Raw genomic sequence first — 15,395 nt, forward strand, 5'->3', positions numbered from 1 at the left:
AGCCGGTTATCCTCCCGCCGCCGCCATTTGTCGAGAGCCACCGCTTTACGCCATCGCCTCGCGCCGGGCGTCGGCCAGTTTCTGCGCGGCGGGCGATAGCTTGAAGCCGTGGCGCAAGCGCCGCCATTGGCTCCATAGCGCCGCCTGGAAAGCCAACAGGATGAAGACGAATGACTGGAACGCGATGCCGACGAACAGCGCGCCGACAAGGAAGATGATCTGCGCGTGTTGCAGCGCTGTCGCCATGTCGAACATCGCGATGTCGCGATCCGCGCGCTTGGGCCCCTCGCGCCGCCTTATCCGCTCCATCTGGTAGAGCCCCAGCCCCTGCAAGGACAGCCACAGGAACAGCCCGAGCCAGCCCTGCTCGCCCAGCACCTCGAAATAGCTGGAGTGGTAAGCGCGCGCCTGATCGGTCACTTCGCGATAGGTGATGCGGCGGTTATTGCCCTCGCCTTCGATCTCCGGGATCTCGTAAGTGAAGCTGTTGCCGCGATAGGCATCGAAGCCGCCGCCGGTCGGGTTGGCCTTGGCGTAGTCGACGGTCCAGCGCCAAACCTCCAGCCGCGTCGAGGCGCTTTCATCGGAGCGGAAACCGGCGATAGTCTCCATGCGCTGGGTATATTCCGCAGGCAGGAAAGGCAGCGCCGCGAAGAAGAGCACGCCGCCCAGCCCTGCCATCAGGAAGCGGTATTTCACCTGCCGCAGCAGCAACACGAAGAAGACCGCGATGCAGACGAGGCCGGTGCGCGCGCCTGTGCCGATGGGGATCAGCATACAGGCCGCTATCAGCGCGACGGCGAAGGTCCAGACGGTCCAGTGCGAAGGGAAGATCGTGCCGCGCCGCGCAAGGAAGAAGATGAGCGGGATGGTGGCGATGGCCGCGGTCGACATGATCGAGCCTTCGTAAAGGCCCGAATCCATCTGTACGAGCAGCACCAGCTGCCCGTATCCGCCGCCGCCGAACACCGTCTTGATGCCGCCCGTAATGGCATTCGCCCCGATGCTGAGCACGAATACCACCAGCGCCGCTTCCAGCCGCAGGCGCGTGCGCAGCGTCAGCGGCAGAAAGGCGGCGAAGAAGATGCTCTTCCACACCCAGTCCCATTTCGCCCAGGCGAATTCCTGGAAAGCCGCGCCAATGGTCGTGTAGCCGCACCACACCAGCAACGCCGCCATAATGGCTTGCGTGATCGTGAAGCGGCTGCCTTCCTTGCTGTCGAGCAGCACGTAGCCGACAAAGGCGGCGATAAAGGCGACTAGCGAGAGATGCAGGCTGCGGATGAACCCCCAGCCGATCAGCTGCGGCGATACGATATCGACATAAATATACAGCAGCACCCACAGGAACGGGCGCTTGAATCCCATCGCCAGCACGATGGCGATGAACAGGAACAGGACGATGTCACGCATCGCCGTGCGGCTCCTGCTGCTTCTTGAGCCAAGGTCGCTCTGGCTTGCTGTCCGCCGCGCCCTCCTCGTCGAGCTCGGGCCGCATCATGACGCGCCACATCGCGGCCAGTATAAGGCCGTGCGACAGGGCGATGGAAAACAAGTCGATCACGTGGGCGTTTCGTCCGCGAAGCTTCGGAGCATCGCCATTAGGGCAAAGCTCTTGACGGCCCGTTAAGCACGTTGCCGCTATGCGCTGCGGCGATGACACGGATTCTGCACGTCCTCGACCATTCGCTGCCCATGCATAGCGGCTATACCTTTCGCACGCGGGCGATCCTGCGGGCGCAGGCAGCGTCCGGACTCGAGGTGCGCGGCATCACCGGCCAGCGGCATACGGAGGAAGGACCGTCGGTCGAGGAAGTCGATGGTCTTATATTCCACCGCACGCTGGGCGCATCTTCGGGGCCTGCAGGCCTGAAGGAATGGCGCGAGATCGATGCGCTCTGCAATGCCATCGTCGCGCTCGCCGATGACTGGCGGCCCGACATCCTTCACGCACACTCGCCCGCGCTGGACGGGCTGGCCGCGATCCGCGCCGGAAAACGGCTGGGCATTCCCGTCGTTTATGAAATACGCGCTTTTTGGGAGGATGCCGCCGTCGGCAATCTGACTGGGCGCGAAGGATCGCTCAAATACCGCCTTACCCGGCACGTGGAGAACCTCGCCGTGCGTGGGGCCGATGCGGTGATGACGATCTGCCACGGGCTGAAGGACGATCTGGTGGCGCGCGGTTTTCCTGCGGACAAGATCGGCATCATGCCCAATGGCGTAGACCTGACGACCTTTGGAGAGCCCGCAAGACGCGACGATGCGCTCGCCGCCGAACTCGGCATCGGGGATGGGCCCGTGATCGGTTTCATCGGCAGCTTCTACGATTACGAAGGGTTGGACGACCTCATCGCGGCGATGTCAATGCTGGTGGAAAGGCACGCAGGCGCGCATCTGTTGCTGGTCGGCGGCGGACCGATGGATCGGGCTTTGCGTGCGCAGGTCGCTGCATCGCCCGTGGCAGACCGCATCCATTTCACCGGCCGCGTGCCGCATGCCGAAGTGGAGCGCTATTACGCCCTCACCGACATCATGGCCTATCCGCGCAAGAAGAGCCGGCTCACCGATCTCGTCACGCCGCTCAAACCGCTGGAAGCCAATGCGCAGATGCAGCTCGTCGCCGCCAGCGATGTGGGCGGCCACCGCGAGCTGATCCGTAATGGCGAAACTGGGGTTCTCTTCGCGCCTGACGATCCCGCCGCCTGCGCGCAGGCCCTTGCCGATCTCGTCGACCGCCGCGACGAGTGGAATGCCATCCGGCAGGCAGCGCGCGCGCATGTTCGGGCGAACCATGACTGGGCGACGAATGTTCAACGTTATCAGGTCGTTTACCAACGCCTGCTAGGCGGACCCTCGAACAGCCGTATGCCGGACGCCGCCTAGCTTGCGCGGCGCCTAGGTGAAAACACGGCGCAACGAACAGGAACCGCACGTGGCAACCAGCCCCGAGCACATCGATGGAACCGCGCGCGCAAAGCCGCCGATCACTGCCAGCCCGGCATTCCCGCTGGTGGTGGGCCTGTGGTTCGCCGCGCTTTTCGGCATTGGCAGCATGATCGTGCCGACCGTTCTGCTCGAACAGGTTGTCATGGCCACCGGGCTTCCCTCCCTCATCCCGCAAATGGCCCCGCCGCTGGGTCTGACGGCCAAGGGGCTGATCGCGCTTGCCGGCACGGTGCTGGGCGGGCTGCTGGGCTTCGTGCTGGCGAAGCGTATTGCGGCGCCTGCGAAAAATGTTGCGCTTGTCCCTCCCCAACGCCGCGCTCCGCTGAGCGCCTATGAGGAGCTGGACGCCGACCAGATTGGCGAGGCCGATGGCGGTGAACCGGTCGCTGCCGAACCCGCAGAGCCGGTTCGCACGGGCCGCCGCCGCGCTCTGGCGATCGAGGAAGAGGAAGGCCACAGCGATTTCCTCAATGTCGCGCCGCTGCCCGGCGCGTCTGAAATTGCAGCCGACGACCATGCTACGCTGGCGGGCCAACAGCTTGAAGCCGAAGAACAGCCCGCCGGGCAAGACGACACTTTCGAGTTGGAAGCGAGCGCCGAATTAACGGAAGAGCAAGAGCTGCCTGCGCATGAGGCTCCGGCACACGAGCTCGTCGAGGCGGCACCGCCGGAAGAGCGGCAGGAGTGCATCCCGATCGCGTCGGTGGAGCCGACCACCGCTGTAGAAGCCGCGCAGAAGGATGGCGAAGCGGCGCCTGTCGTGGAACCGCTGGCATTCTCACCGCCTAGCATGGCGCGAACGGATTTCGACTGGGGCGATATGCCGCCGGACACGGATAGCGCTCACGACGGTGACGAGACAGATGAGGACGATGTGATCGACAAGCAGACTTTCGATGCTCCCGAAGCCTATCCGGTCACAGAGGACGACTACGAAGAGGACATGGCGTTTGCGCCGCCACTGGAGGGCGACGACACCTCTCCACGCGCCGAAGCCATGCCTGCGCACGACGATGACGATGATGATGACAGCGGCGAAGGACTCGTCCAGCTGGTGCAGCGCCTAGGCTCGACGCTCGACAAGCATCGCGAATGGTCGGCGCGCATGGCAGCCGAAAAAGCCGCGCGCGATGCCGCCGAGGCGGAGGCCGAGCGCGTTTCGATCGCAGCAGAAGCCGAGTCCGAGAAAGCTCCGCCGGTTCCGCAGGAATTCGATGCCGCCGAAGCGGATGACGCTGCCGAGGCCATGGCCGCCTATTTCGGCGGCAGCGGCGTGGCCCGTCATGCCGAAGACGCGCCAGCCCCGACCGAAACCGATCACGCGCCCGATGAAGCAGGCCGTCACTACAAGCCGTTCGACGCCAAGCTGTTGCAGGTCGATGACGAAGAGGACGAAGCCGAGGACGACCTGTCGGCAAGCTTCACCCTGCCGCTCTCTGCGAACAAGGCTGCGATCCAGCAGGCGGCTGAGCGGCCCGCATTCGATGTTCCGACCGCGGTTGCGGCACCTGCTCCCGAACCCGAGGTCGACGAGGACGCAGGCGAAGAGGCCGACAGCGAGGCCGATTTTGCTTCGCTCAATCCGTTCAAGCAGGCGGCATCCGAATTCGTTCGGATCGACGAGCCGGAAGATACCTCCGGCGCGGCCCAGCCTGCGGTGCTGTTCCCCAACCAGCAGGCTCGCAAGCCCATTGCGCCTCAGGCCGATGCCATGCGTCCTTTCGACGCTCCCGCTGGCCCGACCGACGCGGCCGACAGCAGCGCGGCCCATCGCGCCCCGCGCCCCCAGCCGTCCAACGATGACAATGAGCGGGCCTTGCGCGAGGTGTTGATGAACCTGCAGCGCATGGGCAAGTAAACACGCCAGTCGCGCTTGCCACGTGCAAAGATATTTTGCAGCGCACCATACTTGCCAAAATAGTATCCTGTCGCCATGAGGGCGCTTCGCGACATTTTCGTGCAGCATCCCGGGCTGCGAAGTCGCGTTTCGTTACCGTTGCAACCAACTCGGCTGCGGCGGGATCGAGGCGCGAAACGCCTCCGGCCCGGCAACAGGACATGAGACGACTTGACTGAATACCCCAGCGCCCGCGGCCTTTACGACAGCGTCAACGAGCATGATTCCTGCGGTGTGGGCTTCGTCGCCCATATTAAGGGAAAGCCCTCGCACGCCATCGTTACGCAGGCGCTGGAAATCCTCGCCAATCTCGATCACCGCGGCGCGGTTGGCGCCGATCCGCTGCTCGGCGATGGCGCAGGCATTCTCATGCAGATCCCCGATGCGCTCTACCGCAAATGGGCGGATGGCGCGGGGCTGGCCCTGCCACCGGCGGGCGATTACGCCGTGGCCATGTGCTTCATGCCGCAAGAGGGCGAAGCGCGCGATTTCATCACCGAGCAGTTCGAGAAGTTCATCGCCAAGGAAGGCCAGCGCCTGATCGGCTGGCGCGATGTGCCGACCACGACGGATGGCCTTGGCAAGGCTGTGCTGGAGACCATGCCTGTCATCCGCCAGTGCTTCATCGCCCGCGGGGAGAATTGCGCCGACCAGGATGCCTTCGAGCGCAAGCTGATCGTCATCCGCAAGCAAACGCAAAACCCGCTGGCCGAGCTCGCCGAAAAGCATGACATGCCGGGCCTCACCAAGCTCTACATGCCCAGCTTTTCCAGCCGGACCATCGTGTACAAGGGGCTGCTGCTGGCAACGCAGGTGGGCAGCTTTTACGATGATTTGCGCGACCCCGATTGCCAGAGCGCGCTCGGCCTCGTGCACCAGCGCTTCTCCACCAACACCTTCCCCAGCTGGCGCCTCGCCCAGCCCTTCCGCCTGATCGCCCACAACGGCGAGATCAACACGGTGCGCGGCAATGTGAACTGGATGGAAGCGCGCCGCCGCACGATGGAAAGCGACCTGCTGGGCGCTGATCTCGACAAGCTGTGGCCCATCATTCCGCACGGGCAGAGCGATACGGCCTGCCTCGACAATGCGCTCGAGCTGCTATTGCTCGGCGGATACAGCCTCGCCCATGCGATGATGATGCTGATCCCTGAGGCATGGAGCGGCAACGACTTGATGGATCCGTCGCGGCGCGCCTTCTACGAATATCACGCTGCGCTAATGGAGCCATGGGATGGCCCCGCCGGCGTTGCCTTCACAGATGGCCGTCAGATTGCCGCCACGCTGGATCGCAATGGCCTGCGCCCGGCGCGTTATTGCGTGACGAAGGACGATCTTTGCATCCTGGCTTCGGAAAGCGGCGTGCTGCCGGTGGCGGAGAAAGACATCGTTCGAAAATGGCGCCTGCAGCCCGGGCGCATGCTGCTGATCGACCTCGAACAGGGCCGCATCGTCGAGGACGAGGAACTGAAAGCCGAGCTTTCCGCAGCGCACCCCTATGCCGAATGGCTCGAAAAGGCGCAGTACAAGCTCAAAGACCTGGAAACTATCGAGACTGACGAGGATGCCGTGCAGGAGCACGACGTCAGCCTGCTCGATCGCCAGCAGGCCTTCGGCTACACGCAGGAGGACATCTCCCGCTTCCTGGAACCGATGGCTGTCAACGGCGACGATCCCATCGGCTCCATGGGCACCGATACGCCGATTGCCGTGCTGTCTGCCCGCAGCCGCCTGCTTTACGATTATTTCAAGCAGAACTTCGCGCAGGTTACCAACCCGCCCATCGACCCGATCCGCGAGGAACTGGTGATGAGCCTTACCTCCATGGTCGGGCCGCGCCCAAACTTGCTGGGACGCGAGGCAGGCACGCATAAGCGCCTTGAGATCAGCCAGCCCATCCTCACCAATCGCGGGATGGAGAAAATCCGCTCGGTCGAAGCGAGCCTCGATGGCGCGTTCCGCACTGCGACGGTCGACATCACATGGGATGCGGCAAGCGGGGCTGACGGCCTCGAAATGGCGATCAAGGAAATGTGCTGGGCCGCCACCGAGGCGGTGCTGCAGGACAAGAACATCCTCATCCTGTCCGACCGCAAGCAGGGGCCGGACCGCATTCCCATGCCTGCACTGCTCGCCACGGCAGCGGTGCATCACCAGCTCGTGCGCCAGGGTCTTCGTATGCAGACCGGCATCGTGGTGGAAAGCGGCGAGCCGCGCGAAGTGCACCATTTCTGCGTGCTGGCGGGGTACGGCGCGGAAGCCATCAACCCTTATCTCGCCTTCGAAACGCTGGAAGATATCCGCCAGAAGAAAGCCCCCGAACTCGGGCCCGAAGAGGTCGAGCAGAACTACATCAAGGCGGTCGGCAAGGGCATCCGCAAGGTCATGTCCAAGATGGGCATCTCCACCTACCAGTCCTATTGCGGGGCGCAGATCTTCGATGCAGTCGGCCTCTCCAGCGACTTCATCGACACCTATTTCAAGCGCACCGCGACCAGCATCGAGGGCATCGGGCTGCCGCAGGTCGCGGACGAAACGGTGCGCCGCCATGCCATGGCCTATGGCGACAATCCGATCTATGCCAACATGCTGGATGTGGGCGGCATGTACCAATACCGCCTGCGCGGCGAGGAGCACGCCTGGACGCCCGGCAATGTCGCGCAATTGCAGCACGCCGTGCGCAGCGAGCCCGGTGCGAGCGCGCAGGAGCAATACGATGCCTTCGCTGCCAGCGTGAACGAACAGAGCGAGCGGCTGCTGACCATTCGCGGGCTGATGGAGCTGAGAAAAACCGACACGCCCATCCCGCTGGAAGAGGTCGAACCTGCCGCCGACATCGTGAAGCGCTTCTCCACCGGCGCGATGAGTTTCGGCAGTATCAGCCACGAAGCGCACTCCACGCTCGCCATCGCCATGAACCGCATCGGCGCGCGGTCCAATACCGGCGAGGGCGGGGAGGAGCCGGAGCGCTTCAAGCCACTCGATAACGGCGACACGATGCGTAGCCGGATTAAGCAGGTGGCTAGCGGGCGCTTCGGCGTCACGACCGAATATCTGGTCAATGCGGACGATATCCAGATCAAGATGGCGCAGGGCGCGAAACCCGGCGAAGGTGGCCAGCTGCCGGGCCACAAGGTGGACAAGCGCATCGGCAAGGTGCGCCACTCCACGCCGGGCGTTGGGCTCATCAGCCCGCCGCCGCACCACGATATCTATTCGATCGAGGATCTCGCCCAGCTGATCCACGATCTGAAGAACGTGCAGCCGGCAGCGCGCATTTCGGTGAAGCTGGTGAGCGAGGTGGGGGTCGGCACGGTCGCGGCTGGTGTATCGAAGTGCAAGGCCGATCATGTCACCATATCGGGCTATGAAGGCGGCACGGGCGCGTCGCCTCTCACCAGCCTTACCCATGCGGGGAGCCCGTGGGAAATCGGCCTTGCCGAAACGCAGCAGACGTTGCTGCTCAACGACCTTCGCAGCCGCATCGCAGTGCAGGTGGATGGCGGGCTTCGCACGGGGCGGGACGTGGCCATCGGGGCCTTGCTGGGGGCGGACGAGTTCGGCTTTGCCACCGCGCCTTTGATCGCGGCAGGCTGCATCATGATGCGCAAATGCCATCTTAACACCTGCCCCGTGGGCGTCGCCACGCAGAACCCTGAGCTGCGCAAACGCTTCGTCGGCACGCCGGAGCATGTGATCAACTACTTCTTCTTCGTCGCCGAGGAACTGCGCGCCATCATGGCGGAGATGGGCTTCCGCACCATCGACGAGATGGTAGGCCGGGTGGACCGGATCGACATGAACCGCGCCATCCGCCACTGGAAAGCGGACGGGGTGGACCTGTCTAGGCTACTCCACACCATCGACCTCGCCGATGGACAGACCTATCGCCATACCGAGGGGCAGGATCACGGCTTGCTGACGGCGCTCGACAACCAGCTGATTGCCGATTGCGAAGCTGCCATCCAGCGCGGCGAGCCGGTGCAGCTTGCCTACGACATCCGCAACCGCAACCGCACCACCGGCACCATGCTATCGGGCCGGATTGCAGAGGCGCATGGCCATAAGGGACTTCCTGCCGATACCATCCGCATCGACTTTACCGGCACGGCCGGCCAGAGCTTTGCGGCATGGCTCGCCCATGGCGTGACGCTCAACCTCGTGGGCGATGCAAACGATTATGTCGGCAAGGGCCTGTCGGGCGGGCGGGTCATCGTGCGCCAGCCGGATGGGGTGGCTCGCGACCCGCGCAAGAACATCATCGTCGGCAATACCTGTCTCTACGGCGCGATTGCGGGCGAAGCCTATTTCAGCGGCGTTGCGGGTGAACGCTTCGCCGTGCGCAATTCGGGCGCGGTCGCCGTGGTCGAGGGCGCGGGCGACCATGCCTGCGAATACATGACCGGCGGCGTGGTTGCCGTACTGGGCCGGACGGGACGCAATTTCGCTGCGGGGATGAGCGGGGGCGTTGCCTATGTCTACGATCCCAAAGGCACCTTCCACCAGCGCTGCAACATGGCGCAGGTCGACTTGCTGAAGCTGGGCGACGGCGCAGAGGATCCGGAAGGCACGGGCCTTCCGCAACAGCGCCCCTCGCACGTGGACGACATGGGCATGGGCGACCCGCTCTATCACGATGCCGCGCGCCTGCGCGTGCTTCTGGAACGGCACAAGCTCCACACCGGATCGGCGCGCGCTGCGGCCATGCTCAAGGATTGGGAAGCCACGCTCTCCAAATTCGTGAAGGTCATGCCGAAGGATTACGCACGCGCGCTCAAGCTGCTTGAGGCCGAGCGCGAACAAGCCGCCAGCGTGGCGGCGGAATGAATGGCATTACGTCATCGCGAGCGGAGCGACGCGATCCATGGTGCACCGTATCGCCTTTGCGCATCGTTCGACCATGGATTGCCGCGGCGCCTACGGCCCCTCGCAATGACGGATTGAGGACGAAGTAAGAATATGGGAAAAGAAACCGGCTTTCTCGAAATCGAGCGCGAGGATCGCAGTTATGCCGATCCGGCGGAGCGGCTGACGCATTACCGCGAATTCACCATCCAGCCGACTGAGGAGAAGCTGCAGAACCAGGCAGCGCGCTGCATGAATTGCGGCATTCCGTACTGTCACAACGGCTGCCCGGTGAACAATATCATCCCGGACTGGAACCACCTCGTTTACGAAGGCGACTGGAAGAACGCGCTCGAAGTGCTGCATTCCACCAACAACTTTCCCGAATTCACCGGTCGCATCTGCCCCGCGCCATGCGAGGCGAGCTGCACGCTCAACATCACGGACGAGCCGGTGACGATCAAGAGCATCGAATGTGCCATCATAGATCGCGGCTGGAAGGAAGGCTGGGTGGCGCCGCAGCCGCCTGAACGCCAGACCGGCAAGAGCGTCGCCGTCGTCGGGAGCGGGCCTGCCGGCATGGCCTGCGCCCAACAGCTGGCGCGCGCCGGGCACAGTGTTACCGTGTTCGAGAAGAGCGACCGGGTGGGCGGCCTGCTGCGCTACGGCATTCCCGACTTCAAGATGGAGAAAAGCCTCATCAACCGCCGCGCGGTGCAGATGGAGGCGGAAGGCGTCACGTTCAAAACCAGCACCGAGGTCGGCGTCGACGTGTCGGTGAAATCGCTGAAAGAGAATTTCGATGCCATCGTGCTGGCAGGCGGCGCGGAGAATGCGCGCCCGCTGCAGATTCCCGGCGCGGAACTGCCCGGCGTGCGCCTAGCCATGGAATTCCTCACCCAGCAGAACAAGCGCAATGCGGGCGACGATGAAACCCGCGCCGCCCCGCGCGGCACGCTGACGGCGACCGGCAAGCATGTGATCGTGATCGGCGGCGGCGATACCGGCAGCGATTGCGTGGGCACCAGCAATCGGCAGGGCGCGAAAAGCGTAACCCAGATCGAAATCATGCCCCAGCCGCCCGAACGCGAAAACAAGCTGCTCACCTGGCCCGATTGGCCGATGAAGCTGCGAACGTCCTCTAGTCACGAGGAAGGCGTCGACCGCGACTGGGCCGTGCTGACCAAGGAAGTGGTGGGCACGGATGGCGAAGTCACCGGCCTGAAATGCGTGCGCGCCGACTGGTCGGATGGCCGCTTGCAGGAAGTGCCGGACAGCGAATTCACCCTGCCTGCCGATCTCATCCTGCTGGCCATGGGCTTTCTCGGCCCGCGCAAGCAGGGAATGCTGGATCAGACCGGAGTGCAACTGACGGATCGCGGCAATGTCGACGCCGACACTCGAGACTACCGCACCAGCAAGGCGCAGGTCTGGGCGTGCGGAGACATGCGGCGCGGGCAATCGCTTGTCGTCTGGGCCATCCGCGAGGGCCGCCAATGCGCGGCGAGCGTGGACGAAGCGCTGATGGGAACGACGCAGATGCCGCGCTAGGCACTCGCAGGGTCTGGCGGGGAAACCGCCGGTGCGTCAGGCCAGGCCGTTGGCACGCAGCGACGAAGAAATATGCGCGCAGATCGTCGCACCGGTCCATTCGTCCCGGCGATCCGGAATCTCCAGATAACCTTCGTGCAGTTGCGCAATTCGCTGGCATTGCACCAGGCCCAGGCCGTATCCGTCGCCATGCCCACCCTCGACGCGGGAAAATGGCTTCATCAGTTCGGCGCGCTTTTCTTGCGGGATACCCGGGCCGTTATCGAAAAAGCTGAACACGAATTCGCCTTCACTCTCCGAGCATCGCAATTTCACGACCGGGCGATCGACACCTGAATGCCGCACGGCATTCTCGATGAGGCTTTGCAGCATCTGGCGGAACAGCGTGGGCTCTACCACCGCTTCGGGCAGGCGATTGGATTGCAGGGTCGCATTTTTCGTGATCAGCAGGGCGGAGAGATTGAAGCGCACCTCTTCCAGCAGCATGTTCAAATCGGTCTGGACGAAGCGCAGCCCCGCGCTGTCGGACTGGGCGGCATCCAGCATCGATGTCAGATGATTGGACATGCCATGCGCGCTATCCTTCATCGCCTCGGCGACCATCTCCGCACGTTCGCTCAGCTTGGAATTGGGATCGCGCTCGATAATGCTGACGCCGCTGATGACCGCAGCAATGGGCGTTCGCAGATCATGCGCGACGGAGCGGGCGTAGTCGCGCAATTGCCGGTTCGCCCGGGTCAGGGCCTTTTCGCGGCCTCGCAGCTCGGTCATGTCGATGGAAATGCCCAGCAGCAATTGCTCTCCCTCGCTAGAGGTATAGACGACCTTGCGCGAACAGAGATGGCGCCGTTCACCGCGCCAATCGGTGATCTCCTCCACGATCTCTGTCTCGCCTTCTTCGAATGCGCGCCTGTCTTCTGCGAGAAACAGCTCCGCCTCGGCTTCGGTAAAGTTTTCCGTCGTGGTCGAACCGATGACCTTGTCGCGCTCTCCGGGCGCGTAGAATTCCAGAAAGGCATCGTTGGCAAAGACGATCCGGCTTTCCCGATCCTTCACATAGATCAGGCTTTTGTCATTGGAGAGGATGGCCTCAACGAGTTTTGGATCGAGCGCGTCCCGGTTCACATTCCCCCCTCGCGCGAAAGCAAATCCCCGACCTGCAAAAATCCCGCTCTAACCAACTGATTTTTTAAGACCTACTTCGGCACTAAGAGTCAAGTGTAGAGCTAAGGGCCGGGGGCAGAAAGGAGGCTGGCGCGAGCTGGCCGCAGCGCGCCGCATCCATCCATATCCAGCGTTCGATGGCTATTTCCTACTGCGCACGTTTCTTGTCACAAGCGAAGCATGTCGAACTTGCCCTTCCTGCTCTACGCCCCGCACAGCCGTTCTTGCGGAAGGTTACAGCCTTCCCGCCGTTTTGTGCGTTATGTGCCTGGTTTTGCTCGAAACAACGGAGAGGCGAATTTTCTAAAATGGCGCTTTATGTGTTACGCATTACGCTCAAATCCGCCAGTCGACGCTCCCCCGCCCGGCGCTTTCCAGAAAGGCATTCGCCTGCGAAAAGGGCCGCGAGCCGAAGAAGCCGCGATGGGCCGAGAGCGGGCTTGGATGCGGGCTGGCGATCAACAAATGGCGATCCGTGTCGCCAAGTTCTGCGATGCGCGCGGCCTTGGCCTGTGCGTGCGCGCCCCACAGGATGAAGACGGTCGGCGTGTCGGCACGGGCTACTTCGGCAATGCAGGCGCCGGTGATGGCGTCCCACCCCTTGCCCGTGTGGCTTCCAGCCTTGCCCTCTTCCACCGTCAGCGTGTTGTTGAGCAGCAGCACACCCTGCCGCGCCCAGCTTTCCAGATTGCCATGCAGCGGCGGCGCCATGCCCAGATCGCTCTGCAATTCCTTTGCTATGTTGCGCAAGGAAGGCGGCAGCTTTTGTCCATACGGCACGGAAAAAGCGAGACCGTGTGCCTGCCCTTCGCCATGATAGGGATCCTGCCCCAGTACCACGGCGCGTACATCCTGCGGCGCAGTCAGTTCCAGCGCGCGAAGACGATCCGCCTCTGCAGGGTAGATGCGCTTGCCTGCCGCTTCCTCCGCATCCAGCCAGCTTGCCAGCTTACGCGCTTGCGGTGTGGCGAGTACCGGCTCCAGCACCGGTGCCCAGCTGGCGGGGATGGTTTCGATCATGGCAGGCAGCGTTACGCCCGGGCGCGCGCCTTGCAAAGCGACCCTTCCCTCCCATCCCCGATGCGCCTAAGGAGGCGCGGATGACAGTCCACTATCATGAAGAAGACCTGCCCGCAGGCGTGCTGGCCGATGGCGACGTCGCCGTCGATACCGAAACCATGGGCCTCGTGACACATCGCGACAGGCTCTGCGTTGTGCAGATCAGCGACGGCAATGGGGACGAGCACCTCGTGCGCTTCGCCAAGGGCAGCAGCTACGATGCGCCCAATCTGAAGGCCGTTCTGGCAGACCCGAACCGCGTGAAGATCTATCACTTCGCCCGCTTCGACCTGGCGGCCATCGAATATTATCTTGGCGTCACCGCCGCGCCGGTGTTCTGCACCAAGATCGCCAGCAAGATGACGCGCACCTATACCGATCGCCACGGCCTCAAAAACCTGATCGACGAGATGCTGGGCGAGACGATTTCCAAGCAGCAGCAATCGAGCGATTGGGGCGGCGACGAATTGAGCGAAGCGCAACGCGAATATGCAGCTTCCGATGTGCGCTACCTCCATCGCCTGCGCGACTTGCTGATCCCGCGGCTTGAGCGTGAGGGGCGGCTGGACATGGCGCAGGCGTGTTTCGATTTCCTCCCCACCCGCGCCCGCCTCGACATGGCGGGCTGGGCAGACAAGGACATATTTAGCCACGAATCCTAGGTTCGGGCGTTAGACAGACACTATGACCGCCGCCGCCGACCGTATGCGCACCAAGCGCCAGGCTTTTGCCGCACCGGGCAGTTCGCTCGACCGGATCGTGCGCCTGTTGGCGGTCGGCCTGCCTGCACTGGTGGGCGTTGTCGCGGCGATGATGCTGATTACCCCGCTTTCCCCGCGCGGCGAGATCAGCTTCCTGCTGGATCGCAACAAGGTGGCGATCGCCGATGATCGCATGCGGGTGGACGATGCCATGTACCGCGGCAGTGACGCGCAAGGCCGGCCCTTCTCGCTCGTTGCGGGCGAAGCCGTGCAGCGGAGCAACACCGTGCCGCTGGTGGAAATGCAGGAATTGACCGCGCGCATCGTGCTGAGCGGCGGGCCTGCCGTGCTCAGCGCGCCGCAGGGCACCTACGCCATCGACGAGGAGCAGATCGGCATACCCGGTATGCTGCAATTCACCGCCGCCGACGGTTACGAAATCGCCGCGCGCAACGTCACCGTGGACCTCCCCAGCCAGACATTGCTGGGCAATGGCCGCATCAGTGGCGTGATCCCGGCTGGCGTGTTCTCCGCCAATTCGATCCGCGCCGATCTGGAAAACCGCACCATTGCCCTCGTCGGCAATGCACGTCTCACCATGACGCCGGGCCGCCTGCAACTGCCTGCGGAAATGCGCTGAGAACAATGCCATGACAAAAGAGGCCGATATGACTGTTCCTGCCCGCCAATCTTCGCTGAAGGCTCTCGCCACGCGCGGGCTGGTTGGCGGCCTCATCGCCGGTGGCCTTGCGTCGCTGGCTTTCGGCTCGGTCGCAGGCGCGCAGTCGATTGCCGGGTTCAATTCGAACCAGCCCGTGAATTACGCCGCCGATCGGATCGAATTGCAAGACCGGCAGAACCGCGTCGTACTGTCGGGCGATGTCGTGATCGACCAGGGCGATTTGCGTATGACCGCAGGCCGCACGACCGTCGCCTATACCGATAGCGGCACGCTGCGCATCCAGCGCATCGATGCGACGGGCGGCGTAACGGTCACCCGCGGGAACGAGCGGGCGAGTGGGGATACCGCCGTCTACGATTTCAATCGCCGCGTGATCGTGCTGTCGGGCGGAGTGGCGCTGCGCCGTGGCTCCGACACACTGGATGGCGGGCGACTGACCATCGATCTCAATTCGGGCTTGTCCAGCGTCGATGGGCGCGGCTCGCGCGCGGGCGAGAATTCGGGCCGCGTGTCGGGCACCTTCGCCGTGCCGCAGGGCGACTGAGCG

The 15,395-nt window shown here is 63.6% G+C and carries 11 protein-coding genes; 7 read left to right on the top strand and 4 right to left on the bottom strand.

Going from position 1 to position 15,395, the window contains the following annotated elements:
- Nucleotides 1-45 precede the first annotated feature (45 nt).
- On the bottom strand, nucleotides 46-1,413 hold the full coding sequence (locus BMF35_RS02390; protein WP_047006763.1) for a putative O-glycosylation ligase, exosortase A system-associated: 1,368 nt from the start codon (nucleotides 1,411-1,413) through the stop codon (nucleotides 46-48).
- Entirely contained in the window at nucleotides 1,406-1,564 is a 159-nt protein-coding gene (locus BMF35_RS13525) for a hypothetical protein (RefSeq protein WP_156172110.1), read from the bottom strand. Before BMF35_RS13525 ends, BMF35_RS02390 begins: the two co-directional genes overlap by 8 nt.
- 92 nt (nucleotides 1,565-1,656) lie before the next feature.
- Here BMF35_RS13525 and BMF35_RS02395 point away from each other — a divergent pair, with 92 nt between their 5' ends.
- From BMF35_RS02395 to BMF35_RS02410, 4 genes are all read left to right on the top strand, one after another.
- Nucleotides 1,657-2,886 (top strand): TIGR04063 family PEP-CTERM/XrtA system glycosyltransferase, encoded by a 1,230-nt coding sequence (locus BMF35_RS02395; RefSeq protein WP_047006764.1) that lies wholly within the window; start codon nucleotides 1,657-1,659, stop codon nucleotides 2,884-2,886.
- A gap of 49 nt (nucleotides 2,887-2,935) precedes the next feature.
- A complete protein-coding gene (locus tag BMF35_RS02400; protein WP_156172111.1) occupies nucleotides 2,936-4,807 on the top strand; it encodes a hypothetical protein in 1,872 nt (623 codons plus the stop codon).
- A gap of 210 nt (nucleotides 4,808-5,017) precedes the next feature.
- A complete protein-coding gene (gltB, locus tag BMF35_RS02405) occupies nucleotides 5,018-9,673 on the top strand; it encodes a glutamate synthase large subunit (RefSeq protein ID WP_047006766.1) in 4,656 nt (1,551 codons plus the stop codon).
- Nucleotides 9,674-9,805: 132 nt separating this feature from the next.
- Entirely contained in the window at nucleotides 9,806-11,242 is a 1,437-nt protein-coding gene (locus BMF35_RS02410) for a glutamate synthase subunit beta (RefSeq protein ID WP_047006767.1), read from the top strand.
- A 36-nt stretch (nucleotides 11,243-11,278) separates the two neighbouring features.
- On the opposite strand, the gene BMF35_RS02415 is transcribed toward BMF35_RS02410, so the two are convergent.
- Together BMF35_RS02415 and BMF35_RS02420 are read right to left on the bottom strand one after the other, a co-directional pair.
- Complete coding sequence (locus tag BMF35_RS02415; protein WP_052766026.1) at nucleotides 11,279-12,367, bottom strand: sensor histidine kinase; 1,089 nt, start codon at nucleotides 12,365-12,367, stop codon at nucleotides 11,279-11,281.
- A gap of 375 nt (nucleotides 12,368-12,742) precedes the next feature.
- Entirely contained in the window at nucleotides 12,743-13,426 is a 684-nt protein-coding gene (locus tag BMF35_RS02420) for a uracil-DNA glycosylase (protein WP_047006768.1), read from the bottom strand.
- Between the two features lie 80 nt (nucleotides 13,427-13,506).
- On the opposite strand from BMF35_RS02420, the gene BMF35_RS02425 reads away from it, so the two are divergent.
- The 3 genes from BMF35_RS02425 to BMF35_RS02435 are packed head-to-tail and all read left to right on the top strand — an operon-like array spanning nucleotide 13,507 to nucleotide 15,392.
- Nucleotides 13,507-14,127, top strand: coding sequence for a ribonuclease D (locus tag BMF35_RS02425; protein ID WP_047006769.1), 621 nt, complete (start codon nucleotides 13,507-13,509; stop codon nucleotides 14,125-14,127).
- 22 nt (nucleotides 14,128-14,149) lie between these two features.
- Complete coding sequence (locus BMF35_RS02430) at nucleotides 14,150-14,806, top strand: hypothetical protein (RefSeq protein WP_047006770.1); 657 nt, start codon at nucleotides 14,150-14,152, stop codon at nucleotides 14,804-14,806.
- Between the two features lie 10 nt (nucleotides 14,807-14,816).
- Nucleotides 14,817-15,392: an LptA/OstA family protein gene (locus BMF35_RS02435; RefSeq protein WP_082115665.1), complete on the top strand. Its 576-nt coding sequence runs from the start codon at nucleotides 14,817-14,819 to the stop codon at nucleotides 15,390-15,392.
- Nucleotides 15,393-15,395: the final 3 nt, after the last annotated feature.

The organism is Aurantiacibacter gangjinensis (genome assembly GCF_001886695.1).
GTDB classification, from domain to species: Bacteria; Pseudomonadota; Alphaproteobacteria; order Sphingomonadales; family Sphingomonadaceae; genus Alteraurantiacibacter; species Alteraurantiacibacter gangjinensis.

Coding starts and splice junctions, on each gene's coding strand:
- BMF35_RS02390 (WP_047006763.1), bottom strand. CDS start 1,413: ATGCGTGACATCGTCCTGTTCCTGTTCATCGCCATCGTGCTGGCGATG.
- BMF35_RS02395 (WP_047006764.1), top strand. CDS start 1,657: ATGACACGGATTCTGCACGTCCTCGACCATTCGCTGCCCATGCATAGC.
- BMF35_RS02410 (WP_047006767.1), top strand. CDS start 9,806: ATGGGAAAAGAAACCGGCTTTCTCGAAATCGAGCGCGAGGATCGCAGT.
- BMF35_RS02420 (WP_047006768.1), bottom strand. CDS start 13,426: ATGATCGAAACCATCCCCGCCAGCTGGGCACCGGTGCTGGAGCCGGTA.
- BMF35_RS02425 (WP_047006769.1), top strand. CDS start 13,507: ATGACAGTCCACTATCATGAAGAAGACCTGCCCGCAGGCGTGCTGGCC.
- BMF35_RS02430 (WP_047006770.1), top strand. CDS start 14,150: ATGACCGCCGCCGCCGACCGTATGCGCACCAAGCGCCAGGCTTTTGCC.
- BMF35_RS02435 (WP_082115665.1), top strand. CDS start 14,817: ATGACAAAAGAGGCCGATATGACTGTTCCTGCCCGCCAATCTTCGCTG.